The 14550-nt window shown below is 62.7% G+C and carries 15 protein-coding genes; 3 read left to right on the top strand and 12 right to left on the bottom strand.

Translation table 11 applies throughout. The features are described 5' to 3' along the window. The 4 genes from rplS to rpsP form a co-directional block, all read right to left on the bottom strand. A partial coding sequence (gene rplS, locus BGRAMDRAFT_RS18250; RefSeq protein WP_044021323.1) for a 50S ribosomal protein L19 occupies positions 1 to 311 on the bottom strand: 311 nt, incomplete at its 3' end. A gap of 146 nt (positions 312 to 457) precedes the next feature. Continuing rightward, positions 458 to 1225, bottom strand: a complete 768-nt coding sequence (gene trmD, locus BGRAMDRAFT_RS18245) for a tRNA (guanosine(37)-N1)-methyltransferase TrmD (RefSeq protein ID WP_006050282.1) — start codon at positions 1223 to 1225, stop codon at positions 458 to 460. A 38-nt stretch (positions 1226 to 1263) separates the two neighbouring features. Further along, entirely contained in the window at positions 1264 to 2010 is a 747-nt protein-coding gene (gene rimM, locus BGRAMDRAFT_RS18240) for a ribosome maturation factor RimM (protein WP_006050281.1), read from the bottom strand. Between the two features lie 132 nt (positions 2011 to 2142). Then, positions 2143 to 2397, bottom strand: coding sequence for a 30S ribosomal protein S16 (rpsP, locus tag BGRAMDRAFT_RS18235; RefSeq protein WP_006050280.1), 255 nt, complete (start codon positions 2395 to 2397; stop codon positions 2143 to 2145). A gap of 171 nt (positions 2398 to 2568) precedes the next feature. On the opposite strand from rpsP, the gene BGRAMDRAFT_RS18230 reads away from it, so the two are divergent. After that, positions 2569 to 3756: a PQQ-dependent sugar dehydrogenase gene (locus BGRAMDRAFT_RS18230; protein ID WP_409372881.1), complete on the top strand. Its 1188-nt coding sequence runs from the start codon at positions 2569 to 2571 to the stop codon at positions 3754 to 3756. Positions 3757 to 4173: 417 nt separating this feature from the next. Then, entirely contained in the window at positions 4174 to 4641 is a 468-nt protein-coding gene (locus BGRAMDRAFT_RS18225; RefSeq protein WP_006050276.1) for an NINE protein, read from the top strand. Between the two features lie 33 nt (positions 4642 to 4674). Here BGRAMDRAFT_RS18225 and BGRAMDRAFT_RS18220 read toward each other — a convergent pair whose 3' ends face one another. After that, positions 4675 to 5820, bottom strand: a complete 1146-nt coding sequence (locus BGRAMDRAFT_RS18220; protein ID WP_044021321.1) for a PA0069 family radical SAM protein — start codon at positions 5818 to 5820, stop codon at positions 4675 to 4677. A 97-nt stretch (positions 5821 to 5917) separates the two neighbouring features. Next, positions 5918 to 6418 (bottom strand): Lrp/AsnC ligand binding domain-containing protein, encoded by a 501-nt coding sequence (locus BGRAMDRAFT_RS18215; protein ID WP_006050274.1) that lies wholly within the window; start codon positions 6416 to 6418, stop codon positions 5918 to 5920. 108 nt (positions 6419 to 6526) lie between these two features. Between BGRAMDRAFT_RS18215 and BGRAMDRAFT_RS18210 the strand changes: the two genes are divergently transcribed. After that, a complete protein-coding gene (locus tag BGRAMDRAFT_RS18210; protein WP_332309988.1) occupies positions 6527 to 7870 on the top strand; it encodes a D-amino acid dehydrogenase in 1344 nt (447 codons plus the stop codon). A gap of 198 nt (positions 7871 to 8068) precedes the next feature. On the opposite strand, the gene BGRAMDRAFT_RS18205 is transcribed toward BGRAMDRAFT_RS18210, so the two are convergent. The 6 genes from BGRAMDRAFT_RS18205 to BGRAMDRAFT_RS18180 all read right to left on the bottom strand — a co-directional run bounded on the left by BGRAMDRAFT_RS18205 (position 8069) and on the right by BGRAMDRAFT_RS18180 (position 14426). Beyond that, on the bottom strand, positions 8069 to 9859 hold the full coding sequence (locus tag BGRAMDRAFT_RS18205) for an acyl-CoA dehydrogenase (protein WP_006050272.1): 1791 nt from the start codon (positions 9857 to 9859) through the stop codon (positions 8069 to 8071). A gap of 132 nt (positions 9860 to 9991) precedes the next feature. After that, the gene (locus tag BGRAMDRAFT_RS18200; protein WP_006050271.1) at positions 9992 to 10927 is read right to left on the bottom strand and encodes an electron transfer flavoprotein subunit alpha/FixB family protein; all 936 of its coding nucleotides are present in this window, start codon (positions 10925 to 10927) and stop codon (positions 9992 to 9994) included. A gap of 21 nt (positions 10928 to 10948) precedes the next feature. Continuing rightward, a complete protein-coding gene (locus BGRAMDRAFT_RS18195; protein WP_006050270.1) occupies positions 10949 to 11698 on the bottom strand; it encodes an electron transfer flavoprotein subunit beta/FixA family protein in 750 nt (249 codons plus the stop codon). Positions 11699 to 11935: 237 nt separating this feature from the next. Continuing rightward, complete coding sequence (locus tag BGRAMDRAFT_RS18190) at positions 11936 to 12733, bottom strand: MetQ/NlpA family ABC transporter substrate-binding protein (RefSeq protein WP_006050269.1); 798 nt, start codon at positions 12731 to 12733, stop codon at positions 11936 to 11938. 15 nt (positions 12734 to 12748) lie between these two features. Beyond that, the gene (locus BGRAMDRAFT_RS18185) at positions 12749 to 13402 is read right to left on the bottom strand and encodes a methionine ABC transporter permease (protein WP_006050268.1); all 654 of its coding nucleotides are present in this window, start codon (positions 13400 to 13402) and stop codon (positions 12749 to 12751) included. Further along, positions 13392 to 14426, bottom strand: coding sequence for a methionine ABC transporter ATP-binding protein (locus BGRAMDRAFT_RS18180; protein ID WP_006050267.1), 1035 nt, complete (start codon positions 14424 to 14426; stop codon positions 13392 to 13394). The genes BGRAMDRAFT_RS18185 and BGRAMDRAFT_RS18180 overlap by 11 nt, the downstream gene beginning before the upstream one ends. Positions 14427 to 14550: the final 124 nt, after the last annotated feature.

Raw genomic sequence — 14550 nt, 5'->3', positions numbered from 1 at the left:
AGGTAGTACAGCTTTGCACGACGCACATCGCCACGACGCTTGACGACGATGCTTGCCAACAGCGGCGAGTACGTCTGGAACGTACGCTCGACGCTTTCGCCCGACGAAATCTTGCGGACGATGAACGACGAATTCAGACCACGGTTACGCTTGGCGATGACGACGCCTTCGTAAGCCTGGACACGCTTACGCGTACCTTCAACCACGTTCACGCTGACAATCACCGTATCGCCGGGAGCGAATTCGGGAATGGTCTTCTCGCCGAGGGCGCGCGCGATTTCTTCCTGCTCGAGTTTTGCAATCAGATTCATCACTGACTCCTAAGTCCATCTTGTCGGCGTTCGTACCTGCCTTGCATCGATATGCGCGGCTACGGCCCCGATAGAGGATGGGTTCACATCAGGCGCCGAACACGCATGTGCGGCGCCGCCTGGTGTCCGCTCGAAAGGCCGGGGCTCTACGCCTTCGGCTCTTCCTTCGCGAGACTTGCAAGCCATGCCTCGTCGGCACGGCTCAACATCTTGTTCTTTCTGGCCTTAACGATCAAATCGGGCCGCTTGTGCCACGTATTGCGCAAAGCTTCCCGCCGACGCCACGCTTCGATCTCCGCATGATGGCCGCCGAGCAGCACATCGGGCACACGCACGCCGTGGTATTCCTCAGGCCGCGTGTAGTGCGGACAATCGAGCAGCACATCGACAAAACTGTCCTGTACCGCCGACTGCGAATCGTTGAGCACGCCGGGCAACTGGCGCACGACTGCATCCATCAACGCCATGGCGGGCAACTCGCCGCCCGACAGCACGAAGTCGCCGAGACTGATTTCTTCGTCGACAACCCGGTCGAGCAAACGCTGGTCGATCGCCTCGTAGCGGCCGCACAGCAAAATCAAACCAGGCTGGGAGGCGAACTTCATCACACGTTCGTGATTCAGCGTGGCGCCTTGCGGCGACATCATCACGACACGCGGGGCGCCGATGCCCTGCTCCGCCTGCGCAGCCTTCGCTGCACCGATCGCGTCTTCCAGCGGCTTGGCCAGCATGACCATGCCGGGGCCGCCGCCGTACGGGCGATCGTCGATTGTGCGGTAGTTGTCCGTGGTGAAATCACGCGGATTCCACGTACGCAACCCATAGCGCTGCTGCTTTGCTGCCCGGCTGGTAATGCCCCAGTCGGTCAGCGCGCGAAACATTTCGGGAAAGAGCGTGACGACATCGAACTGCATCGCTCTCTCCGTTGTAGCGAACTCGATTTGCTGAACTATCAATAATCGGCTTCCCAGTCGACGATGATCTGCTTCGCCGCCTGGTCCACCGTTTTGACAAACACGCCGACGAACGGGATCAAGCGCTCGGCCGTGCCCGGCTTGCCGGTTTTGTCGGCCGCTGCGTATTCGATGCGCAGCACCGAATGCGCACCGTTGTCGATCATGTCTGCAACCTTGCCCAGGTTGACGCCGGCAAGGTTCACCACGTCCAGGCCGAGCAGGTCAACCCAGTAGAATTCGTCGGCTTCAAGCGCCGGAAATTCGCTGCGGCTCACGTAGACGCGCGAGCCGCGCAGCGCCAGCGCCGCGTCGCGGTCAGCGACGCCGCCCAGAAGGGCCACGACACTGTCGCTATGCGTTTTGGCTTGCAGCGACGGCGCCGACTGGCGCTCGCGGCCTTTCATGAGCCACCAGCGCTTAGCGCTCAGCAAAGCGTCGCCGCCATGCCCGGCGTCCGCATGCGCGGCCACCTTGACCCAGCCTTTGAGGCCGTAAGCGTCGACGACTGCACCGACTTCGACCGCGTCGGCCGGCCAACTCTCCGCCGTTTCCGCGCGCATTGCTGCTGCCTCGGAACCGGCGTTTTCAACATTGGCTTTCGCCTTGCCGCCGGCCCGCTCGCCCGACTTGCGGACGAATGCACCGAACGGCGCCTGAGCAGGCGTCTTTGCGCGCGGGCTCGCCTCTTTAGTCGCTTCCGCTGGCTTTACGCGACCTGAACTGCCGGAATCACGCTCAGACATGACGGGACCTCAGATTGAGCCTTGCTGCGAACTTCGACGCCTGTTTCGGCAAAACATTTTGCGCATCGGACTGCTCACGCGAGTTGCGCGAGCCGCCGGCCAAACCGACGACGATACGCATGCGAGCTACCATTAAGCAGCCGGCTGCGCCTTTTGCGCTTCTTTCACGAGACGCTCGACGGTCGGCGACAGTTGTGCGCCAACGCCTTGCCAATACGTCAGGCGATCTTGAGCGATACGCAGCGATTCGCCCTTCGTAGCGACCGGGTTGTAGAAGCCAACGCGCTCGATGAAGCGGCCGTCACGACGGTTACGCGAGTCGGTTGCGACGATGTTGTAGAACGGGCGCTTCTTGGAGCCGCCACGAGCCAAGCGGATGATGACCATACTAGAATCCTTGAAAACCGGGGTTCGGAACGACTGAAACACGCGATTATAGCGGGAAACCGACGCCATAACAAACACTTACCCGGATAAACTGAGCAATCGGGGTGCGTCGCCCCGACAGCGCGGGCGCGCAAGCTGGCGCAAACACATGGAGGACCTGACGGAATGCCTGTGAAATCTCTGCTGCAAACCGCGCTGTTTCGCATCCTTTCCGCCCGCCGGCCTGCATCCGTTTGCCGTCCGCGCGGTTTTCGTGGTTTCCGCAGTTTTGGCAGCGCGGTGGGCGCGTTGCTGGCCGCCTTTGCGTGCAGCGCCCTGGCCGCGCCGCCTGTGGAGCGCATCAAACTGCCGCCGGGCTTTCATATCGAAGTCTTGTCGGACGCAGTACCGAGCGCACGCGCGATGGCTTTGTCGCCAAAGGGCATTCTCTATATAGGCAGCCTCGACGGCCACGTCTATGCGCTCGAACTGCAAGGTGCGCGAGTCGCCGCCCGACATATCGTGGCCACGGGTCTCGATGCCCCCGTCGGCGTCGCCTGGCACGACGGCGCGTTGTACGTTTCGGCGGTGTCGCGAATTTTACGCTTCGATTCGATCGACACGCGCCTGAGCGCGCCGCCGCAGCCGGCGGTCGTTACGGACAAATTGCCCGCCGAGACTCATCACGGGGCGAAATTCATTGCTTTCGGGCCAGATGGCAAGCTTTACGTCCCGCAAGGCGCGCCCTGCAACGTCTGTCTGAAAGATCGCGACCGCTACGCGATGATCGGCCGCATGGACCCAGACGGCAGCCATTACGAGGTGGTCGCGCGCGGCATACGCGACTCTGTCGGCTTCGCATGGCATCCGGCGACGCACGAACTCTGGTTCACCGACAACGGCCGCGATCTGCTAGGCGACGACGTACCGGACGACGAACTCAACCGCGCCCCGCGCGCCGGACTCGATTTCGGCTTTCCGTACTGTCACGCCGACGCGGTAGCCGACCCGCAATTCGGCGCGGGCCATCCATGCAGCGCATTCACCCCACCGGTCGTCAAATTGGGCGCGCATGTCGCCGCGCTCGGCATGCGCTTTTATAGCGGCTCGATGTTCCCGGCCGACTACCGCCACAACATTTTCATTGCCGAGCACGGTTCCTGGAACCGCAGTAAGAAGTCCGGCTACCGCGTGGTAAGAGTCGTGACGGAGCCGGACGGCAGCCACGTGCGGCAGGAGGTTTTCGCCGAGGGATGGCTTCAGCCGGGAGAAACCGTGTGGGGCCGCCCCGCCGACGTGCTGCCGCTGCCAGACGGGTCGCTGCTCATCAGCGACGACTACGCCGGCGCGATTTACCGCGTCACGTACTCGGTGCCTTGAGCGGCTACCCTGGTGCCGGGCGGCTCGGGGCTTGTGGTCGCGGTCCGGCACGTCACGCGGACGGATGTGCCCGGGGCAGGCTAAGACGCATGGGCCGGGCGTGCCGCTGCCGGTGTGAAGCCGGCGATGCCGCAACGGTGGTCGCTGCCGACGCCAATGCTGAAGCCCTCGGCGATGCCGCACCTGCAACCGCCGCCGAAGAACACGGCAACGCCCCCGCCTTGCCTGCGCGCCCGCCGCCTGAGGCTCTACGCCACGTGACCGGTCGCCCGCCGGCGGCGTAGAATGCGCGACGGTTCGCGGCCAACAACGCGGCCAACAATTCACCGCTCATTTGCACCACAGCTTTCGACCATCCGTCCGCGCTGCCGTCTTTGCCCGTCAGTTCGCGCTGCCCATCACGTTACCCACGCCCACATGTCCACGTCTGCTTCGACCTCGACTTACTTCCGATCCAAAACGATTACCGCCGCGCTGGCGTTTTTTCTGGGCAGCCTCGGCGCGCATCGCTTTTATCTGTACGGTCCGCGCGACGTCTACGGCTGGGCCCACGTGCTCGGCACCGTAATCGGCATTCCCGGCGCGATGTTGCTGGTAGCGAGCGAACGCTCTTCGATACTCGGCTGGGTGCTCGCATTCCCCGGCGCCGTTTCGCTTCTGGCCGCGTTTCTCGCCGCGATCGTCTACGGTCTGCGTCCGGACGAAAAGTGGGATCGGCAATTCAACGCGCACACACAGCGACAAAGCCGCTCCGGGTGGACGGTGATCTTCGTGGTGATCTTTTCGCTGCTGATCGGCGCGTTTCTGTTGATGACCGGTCTCGCCATTTCCTTCCAGACCTACTTCGAAGGCCAAGTCCAGGCGGCGAAGGCGCTGTCGCAATAGCAGAAGGACCACGCGCACTACACGCACCATCGGCTAAAAAAGATCGAGCTGCGGATTATCGCCACTCGCGGCCTGCCTCCGCGGCACCTCATGACGCTTGAAGTGCGACATATCCAGAATGCCGCGGTCGCGCTGATTCAGCCCTAGACGGCGCACCGCCTTGTGGAATCGCTGCTTGAGCAGATCGGCCCACAAGCCTTCCCCCTTCATTCGGGTGGAGAAAGACGAGTCGTAGTCCTTGCCGCCCCGCATATCGCGCACACGCGCCATGACCCGTTCGGCGCGATCGGGAAAATGCGCGGCCAGCCAGTCTTTGAACAGCGGCGCGACTTCCCACGGCAGGCGCAGCACGATATAGCTCGCGTTGCTGGCGCCGGCTTCCGCACACGCTTCGAGCACGCGCTCCATGTCCGGCTCCGTGACAAACGGAATCACTGGCGCAATGCTCACCCCGACCGGAATGCCCGCTTCGCTCAGCGTGCGGATCGTGCGCAAGCGCCGCGACGGCGTAGCCGCGCGCGGTTCGAGCGTGCGCGCAATGCCGGCGTCGAGCGTCGTGATGGTAATGGCCGCCATGAATTGCCCGCGAGCCGCCATGGGCGCAAGCAGATCCAGGTCACGCTCGATCAGCGACGATTTCGTAATCGCCGCAAAAGGATGATTACGCTCGCTCAGAATCTCGACGACGCGCCGTGTGAGCCGCCACTCGCGTTCTGCAGGCTGCCACGCGTCGGTATTGACGCCGAGCGCAATGGGCTCCGGCTCATAAGACTTTTTCGACAGCTCGCGCTCAAGCAGCTCGGGCGCGTTCACCTTCGCATAAATGCGGCTTTCGAAGTCGAGCCCCGGCGAGAGGCCGAGATAACTATGCGTGGGCCGCGCAAAACAATAAATGCAGCCGTGCTCGCATCCGCGATAGGGATTCAGCGACACGCTAAACGGAATGTCCGGCGACGCGTTGCGAGTAAGAATGCTTTTCGCCCTTTCCTCGAACACCTGGGTGCGCAGCGCCTTCGGCGCTTCACCTTCTTCCGGCGTGGCCAACCAACCGTCGTCCACCGCTTCCCGCTGGTCGACCTCGTAACGGCCTTGCACGTTCGTGACCGCGCCGCGCCCCTTGCGGGGCACCGGCGGCGCGATTGGAAACTCGGCAGCGGAAGGCAAATCGGGCTCGGTCACGGCTGGCTGGACAAGTGAACAGGGCAAACAAAACGGCGCAAAACACCTGTATAAATATACAGCGTTTACGCCGTTTGTCGAGCCCCGTGCAACGAGCCTAGCGCGTGGTTTCATCCCCGACCGGAATGGTCAGCGTTTCCTTGATCTCCTCCATCACCACATAGCTTTTCGACTGCACGGCGCCCGGAAGCTGAAGCAGGATGTCGCCGAGAAGCTTACGGTAGTCGGCCATCTCGCCGATGCGCGCCTTGATCAGATAATCGAAATCGCCCGACACGAGATGGCACTCGAGCACTTCGGGGATCTTCTGCACCTCGCGGCGAAACTGGTCGAACATGTTGCCGCTCTTGTGGTCGAGCGTGATTTCGACGAACACCAGCAGCGCCGCGCCCAGCTCGGCCGGATTCACGCGCGCATAGTAGCCGGTGATCACGCCGTCGCGCTCCATGCGCTTCACACGCTCGATGCACGGCGTGACCGACAGTCCGACCTGCTCCGCGAGGTCTTTCATGGCCATCCGGCCGTCCTGCTGCAGCAGCCGAAGAATCTTGTGATCGAGCTTGTCGAGGGTTCGGACCGGCTGACGTTGGGTGCGCATAGTGTTTCTTCTGAAAATCGCAGAAATACAATAACAAAACCTGCAAGCTCGCCAATAGTATAGCGCTTAACACTGGGCGCACCGCGTTTCACGTCGTTAATCGAACGATTGAAGCGAACTGAACAACACAACGCCCGCGAATCTTGCGAATCATCTGGAGCAGCTATGCGAATCGTCGTTTTGGGCAGTGGCGTCGTCGGCGTAACGAGCGCGTATTACCTCGCACGCGCGGGTCATGAAGTGACCGTGATCGATCGTGAGCCGGGCCCGGCGCTCGAAACCAGTTTCGCCAACGCCGGCCAGATCTCGCCGGGCTATGCGTCGCCGTGGGCCGCGCCCGGCGTGCCGCTGAAAGCCGTCAAGTGGATGTTCCAGAAACACGCGCCGCTCGCCATTCGCCTCGACGGCACGCAGTTCCAGTTGCAATGGATGTGGCAGATGCTGCAGAACTGCACGGCGTCGCGCTACGCGGTCAACAAGGGACGCATGGTCCGCCTCGCCGAATACAGCCGCGATTGTCTGCAAGCGCTGCGCGCCGAAACCGGCATCCACTACGAAGGCCGCACCGGCGGCACGCTGCAGGTATTCCGCACGCAGCAGCAATTCGACGGCGCGGCCAAAGACATCGCCGTGCTGCGCGAGGCCAACGTGCCGTTCGAACTGCTGTCGGCGGCGGAACTGGCTCAGGCCGAACCGGCGCTCGCTGCGGTCTCGCACAAGCTCACCGGCGGTCTGCGCCTGCCGGGCGACGAAACCGGCGACTGCCAGATGTTCACCACGCGTCTCGCCGCGCTGGCCGAGCAGATGGGCGTCAAATTCCGCTACAACACGCCGATCGACGCGCTCGCCATGGCCGGCGACCGCATCGCCGGCGTGCAGTGCGGCCAGGAATTGGTACGCGCCGATTCGTTCGTCGTCGCACTCGGTTCTTACTCGACGAAATTTCTGTCCGGCCTCGTGAAGATTCCGGTCTATCCGCTGAAGGGTTACTCGATCACGGCGCCCATCGTCAACGAAGCCGCCGCGCCGGTTTCCACCGTGCTCGACGAAACGTACAAGATCGCGATTACGCGCTTCGACAACCGGATTCGCGTCGGCGGGATGGCTGAGATCGTCGGCTTCGACAAGTCGTTGCGGCAAGCGCGCCGTGAAACCCTCGAGCTGTGCGTGAACGATCTGTTCCCGGGCGGCGGCGACACGTCGAAGGCCAGCTTCTGGACCGGCCTGCGGCCCATGACGCCGGACGGCACGCCGATCGTCGGCCGCACCCCCGTGCCGAACCTGTTCCTCAACACGGGGCACGGCACGCTCGGCTGGACAATGTCGTGCGGTTCGGGCCAGTTGCTCGCCGATGTGATGTCCGGCAAGCAGCCGGCGATCAAGGCAGACGACCTGTCGGTGCATCGCTATTTCGGCGAGACCGGCGCTGCACATCGTCCGGCTTATGCCTGAAGCTTCTAGCGCCGGGCGTGGTCATGCTCGGCGCGTTTCCAGCCGGCTGTAACAGCACAAGCCGGCTCGCCAAAAGACAAACGGCGCCTTGCGAACTGACCGCAGAAATTGGATCAATGTCCAATTGCCTGCGCTTCAGTTAAACGCTGCAAGGCGCCGTTTTCGTTTACTCAGCAAGACCTCAGACTTCGCGCCGCATCAAAACTGATCCGCGGACAACGCCAGCACGCCCTCGCCGCCCTTCGCACTGACAATCGACGCCTCCAGCGCGGTCGCGAGCGGCAACACATGCTCCGCGTAGAATTGCGCCGTCGCGATCTTCGCGCCGTAAAACTGCTGGTCTTCGTCGCGCTTCTGAGCGGCCGCGAGCAGCGCACGCGCCATTTGCCAGCCGCCCAGCACAATGCCCGCGAGCTTCAGATACGGCACGCTGCCGGCAAACACGGCATTCGGATCGCCCTTCGTGTTCGCGACGACGAAATCGACCACCGCGCCCAACGAGCGCTGCCCCTCTGCAAGATACTTTTCCATCGATCGGAACGCCTGACCTTGTTGCGCGCCAAGCAATCCGACCGTTTCGGCAACGCTTGCCAGCAGCGACTTCGCGACTTTGCCCCCGTCACGCACCGTCTTGCGGCCGATCAGATCGTTCGCCTGAATCGCGGTCGTGCCTTCGTAGATCGGCAGAATGCGAGCGTCGCGGTAATACTGCGCGGCGCCCGTCTCTTCGATGAAACCCATGCCGCCGTGCACCTGCACGCCAAGGCTGGTTACGTCGATCGACGACTCCGTGCTCCAGCCCTTCACGATCGGCACGAGAAACTCGTAAATCGCCTGATGCTCGGCGCGCTTCGCTTCGTCCGGATGACGATGCGCAATGTCGCAATGCCCAGCCGCGACATAAGCCAGCGCGCGCGACGCTTCGGTGAGCGCGCGCATCGTCGAAAGCATGCGGCGCACGTCGGGATGCTCGATGATCGCCACCGGCTGTTTCGCGGAGCCGTCGACGGGACGGCTTTGCACGCGCTCCTTCGCATAGGCCGCCGCCTTCTGATACGCGCGATCCGATACGCCGACGCCTTGCATGCCCACGGCGAACCGCGCCGCGTTCATCATGATGAACATGTACTCGAGACCGCGATTTTCCTCGCCGATCAGATGCCCGATCGCGCCGCCGTGGTCGCCGAATTGCAGCACCGCCGTCGGACTCGCCTTGATGCCGAGCTTGTGCTCGATCGACACGCAATGCACGTCGTTGCGCTCGCCGAGCGAACCGTCCTCGTTGATCAAAAACTTCGGCACGATGAAGAGCGAGATGCCCTTCACGCCTTCGGGTGCATTCGGCGTGCGCGCAAGCACGAGATGCGCGATGTTCTCCGCCATGTCGTGCTCGCCCCACGTGATGAAAATCTTCGTGCCGAACAGCTTGAACGAGCCGTCGCCTTGCGGCTCGGCGCGCGTGCGCACGAGCGCGAGATCCGAGCCGGCCTGCGGCTCAGTGAGGTTCATTGTGCCGGTCCATTCGCCTGAAATGAGCTTCGGCACATAGGTCTGTTTTTGCGCGTCGGTGCCGGCGGTCAGCAGCGCCTCGATCGCGCCGTCGGTCAGCAACGGACACAGCGCGAACGACAGATTCGATGCGTTCAGCATCTCAACGCAAGCTGTGGCGATGAGTTTCGGCAGCCCCTGGCCTTCATACTCCACAGGATGCTGCACGCCTTGCCAGCCGCCCTCGGCGAACTGACGGAACGCTTCCTTGAAGCCGGGCGTCGCCGTCACGACGCCGTCTTTCCAACTGCTCGGATTGCGATCTCCTTCGACGTTCAGCGGAGCCAGCACCTCGCCGCACAGTTTCGCCGACTCTTCCAGCACGGCCTGAGCGGTGTCGAGGTTCGCGTCCTCGAAGCCCGGCAGCGTCGCGATCTGTTCGAGATCCGCCAGTTCGTTCATCACGAACAGCATGTCCTTGATGGGCGCCGTATAGCTCATTTTCTGTTCTCCTCCTGCCTGATGGAAAAAGGGCGCGGGACTTGTTCGGTCCAGCGCCCTTCTTGTGTCGCCAATGCGTTGCGAAACGCCGTTAAACGGCTTTGCAGATGGCTTTATATGGCGCTAACACGCTCAGCCGAGTTCGCTCACGAGTTCCGGCACAAGCGTGAACAGATCGCCGACGAGACCGTAATCGGCGACGCTGAAAATCGGCGCTTCCGGGTCCTTGTTGATCGCGACGATCACTTTGCTGTCCTTCATGCCGGCCAGATGCTGGATCGCGCCGGAAATGCCGACGGCCACATACAGTTGCGGCGCGACGATCTTGCCCGTCTGCCCGACCTGATAGTCGTTCGGCACAAAGCCGGCGTCGACCGCCGCGCGCGATGCGCCCAGCGCCGCGTTCAGCTTGTCGGCCAGCGGTTCGAGCACCTTCGTGTAGTTCTCGCCGTTGCCGAGGCCGCGACCACCCGAAACGATGATCTTCGCCGACGTCAGTTCCGGACGGTCGAGCTTCGTCACTTCGCGGCTCACGAACTGCGAGATGCCCGCGTCTGCCGCCGCTTCGATTTTTTCCACCGATGCGTTGCCGCCTTCAGCCGCCACTGCGTCGAAGCCGGTGGTGCGGACCGTGATGACCTTGATCGGATCAGCCGATTGCACCGTCGCAATCGCATTGCCCGCGTAAATCGGACGCTCGAAAGTGTCGGTGGAATCGACCGCCGTGATGTCGCTGATCTGCGCGACGTCGAGCTTGGCGGCGATACGCGGCGCGATGTTCTTGCCGTAAGCGGTAGCCGGCGCGAGGATATGCGAGTAGTCCTTCGCGATGTTCAGCACCGTCGCCTCGACGTTTTCCGCGAGTCCTTCGGCGAGTTGCGGCGCGTCGGCCAGCAGCACTTTCGAAACGCCCGCGATTTTCGCGGCTGCGTCCGCTGCGGCCTGCGCGTTCTGGCCTGCTACCAGTACGTGAATGTCACCACCGATCTTCTGCGCGGCTGCAATGGTGTGCAGCGTCGCGGCCTTGATCGATGCGTTGTCGTGTTCTGCAATTACAAGATTCGTCATTTGCCCTGTCTCCCGCGTTCCTTAAAGCACCTTGGCTTCGGTCTTCAGCTTCTCGACCAGCGTCTTCACGTCCGGCACCTTCACGCCGGCGGAGCGCTTCGGCGGCTCAACGACCTTCAGCGTCTTTAGACGCGGCGTGACATCGACGCCGAGGTCTTCGGGCTTGACGACTTCCAGCGGCTTTTTCTTCGCCTTCATGATGTTCGGCAGCGTCACGTAGCGCGGCTCGTTCAGGCGCAGATCGGTCGTGATGACAGCGGGCAATTTGAGCGACAGCGTTTCCGCGCCGCCATCCACTTCGCGCGACACGGTCGCCTTGCCGTCAGCGACGACAACCTTCGACGCAAACGTCGCCTGCGGCAAACCAGCCAGCGCGGCGAGCATCTGGCCGGTCTGGTTGGAGTCATCGTCGATAGCCTGCTTGCCGAGAATCACCAGTTGCGGCTGTTCCTTGTCGACGAGCGCCTTCAGCAGCTTCGCGACAGCCAGCGGCTGCAATTCTTCGTTCGACTCGATGAGGATCGCGCGATCCGCGCCGATGGCGAGCGCCGTGCGCAGCGTTTCCTGCGATTGCGTCGCGCCCGCCGACACGGCGATCACCTCGGTCGCCACGCCCGCTTCACGCAGACGCACCGCTTCTTCAACCGCGATTTCGTCGAACGGATTCATCGACATCTTCACGTTCGCGATGTCGACGCCCGTGCCGTCCGACTTGACCCGGACCTTCACGTTGTAGTCGACCACTCTCTTGACTGGCACCAGGATTTTCATGCACACGCTCCAAAGTTACGAATACGTCAACCCAACGAACATTATAACGACTGCCCTCGTGGCAGCTTTGTCGCGGGCGCTCTAGCAGGAGGATATCGCTCCCCAGCGGCGTGACGGCAATATCGAACGGTCGTTCTATTTTAATCGCGAAAAAACCCGGGTGACAACCCCGGGTTCCGATTTACGACTCTAATTTTCATATCGCCGGCTGCTCACGCGGTATCTGACGGCTTCAGATCACCAGGCCGTGACCACCGAACCGCCGAATTTGCTGTCGACAAACTGCTTCACTTCCGGCGAATGGTAGGCGGCCACGAGCTTGGCGACCCACGGCTTGTTTTTGTCGGCCTCGCGGATCGCGATAACGTTCACGTACGGACCCTTCGGGTCTTCGATCGCGATCGCATCCTGCTTCGGCTTGAGGCCGGCTTCCATCGCGAAGTTGGTGTTGATCGCGGCGGCATCCACGTCGTTAAGCGAGCGCGGAATCTGCGCAGCGTCCAGTTCGACAATCTTCAGCTTCTTCGGATTTTCGACGATGTCGAGCGGCGTCGCCTTCAGGCCCGCTTCGGCACGCAGCTTCAGCAGCCCCTGCTTTTGCAGCAGCAGCAAGGCGCGGCCGCCGTTGGTCGGATCGTTCGGCACGGCGATCTTCGCGCCTTGCGGCAGTTCGGCCAGCGACTTCACCTTCTTCGAGTAGATGCCCATCGGGTACGTGACCGTATCCGCGACGCGAATCAGCTTGTAGCCGCGGTCCTTGACCTGCGCCTGCAAGTACGGGTCGTGCTGATAGCTGTTGGCGTCCAGATCGCCGCCCGCGAGCGCCGCGTTCGGCTGCACGTAGTCGGAGAACTCGACGACCTTGATGTTCAGACCGTTCTTTGCGGCGACGCTCTTCACGACTTCCATGATCTGCGCGTGCGGACCGCCGGTCACGCCGACCTTGATGGTGTCTTCAGCGTGGGCCGCATTCGCGGCGAACAGCGACGCGGCGCCGAATGCCGCGACCAGCTTGAGTATGAAACGACGTTGCATGATGGACCTTTTGATTTATTTATGGCTCAGACGACGCACGAGCCAATCCCCGAACGACTGCACCAACTGCACGAACACGATAAGAATCACGACGACTGTCAACATGACTTCCGGCAGAAAACGCTGATACCCGTAGCGAATGCCGAGGTCGCCAAGACCGCCGCCGCCGATCGCACCGGCCATCGCCGAATAACCGACCAGCGAGACAAACGTGATGGTCAAGCCGGCCACGACGCCCGGCAGCGATTCCGGCAACAGCACCTTGAAGACGATCTGGCTGGTGGTCGCGCCCATCGCCTGAGCCGCTTCGATCAGCCCGCGATCGACTTCGCGCAGCGCCGTTTCCACGAGACGCGCGATGAACGGCGCCGCGGCAATCGTCAGCGGCACCACGGCCGCGGCCGTGCCGATCGACGATCCGACCACGAGGCGCGTGAACGGAATCACCGCCACGAGCAGGATGATGAACGGCGTCGAGCGCACCGCATTCACGACCATGCCGACGACGCGATTCACCGCGACGTTCTGCAACACGCCCTGACGGTCGGTCAGATACAGCAGCACGCCGAGCGGCAAGCCCACCAACGCGCCGACCAGTCCGGAAATGCCCACCATCACGAGCGTTTCCCAGAACGACTGGACGAACATATCGAACATTTCACTCAACATACGAGAGCTCCTCCACCACCACACCCTGTTCGCGCAGATACGCGAGCGCCTGCGCCACCTTCGCCGGTTCGCCGCCCGCGAGCACCGCGAGCGAGCCGAACGCCTGCCCCTGAATCTCGTCGATCTGGCCGTGCAGGATGTTGAAGTCGAGTTCGTAGCGGCGGATCGTCTCCGAGAGAATCGGCTGATCGACGCCCGAACCCGTGAACGCGAGGCGCAGCAAGTGACCGCTGCCCGTCTTCAGACGTTCGGCGACGCGCGCCTTCATCGCGGGCGGCAGTTCCTGCGCGATCACGTCGCCGATCAGCGCGCGCGTGACTTCGTGATGCGGCTGCAGAAACACGTCGATCACCTTGCCCTGTTCGACGACGCGGCCCGCGTCGAGCACGGCGACGCGATCGCACACCTGCTTGATCACATCCATCTGATGCGTGATCAGCACGACGGTCAGGTTCAGTTCGCGGTTGATGCGCTTGAGCAGATCGAGAATCGAGCGGGTGGTTTCGGGATCGAGCGCGGACGTCGCTTCGTCGGAAAGCAGCACCTTCGGCTTGCTTGCCAACGCGCGCGCGATGCCGACGCGCTGCTTCTGCCCGCCGCTGATCTGCGCCGGGTAGCGGTCCTTCTGCGCGGACAGGCCCACGAGTTCCAGCAGCGGCAACACGTTCGCCTCGATCTCGTCGCGCTTCATGCCGGCAAGCTCGAGCGGCAACGCGACGTTCTCGAACACCGTGCGCGACGACAGCAAATTGAAGTGCTGAAAGATCATGCCGATCTCGCGGCGCGCTTCGCGCAATTGCGCGGCGGGCAGCGTGGTCAGATCGCGGCCGTCGACGACGATGTTGCCTTCGGTCGGACGCGTCAGCAGGTTGATCGTGCGGACCAGCGTGCTCTTGCCCGCGCCGCTGCGGCCGATGATGCCGAACACCTCGCCCGCCGGAATCGACAGATTGACGTTGTGCAGCGCCTCGACCCAGCCCCGGGGCCCCGCGAACCGCTGAGAGATATTGCGTATTTCGATCATGGAAAAACGAAACGGCGGGTTTGCCGACGAGCGTCGTGCGCTCCCCGGCCAAGCGGCCGCCGTTACTTTTATTGGGAATTTGAGCCCGCGATTCTACCGCGCCCGGGGCATTCCCTTTAATAAT

The organism is Paraburkholderia graminis C4D1M, from assembly GCF_000172415.1.
GTDB lineage: Bacteria > Pseudomonadota > Gammaproteobacteria > Burkholderiales > Burkholderiaceae > Paraburkholderia > Paraburkholderia graminis.
This window is presented reverse-complemented; position numbering and strand designations above follow the sequence as displayed.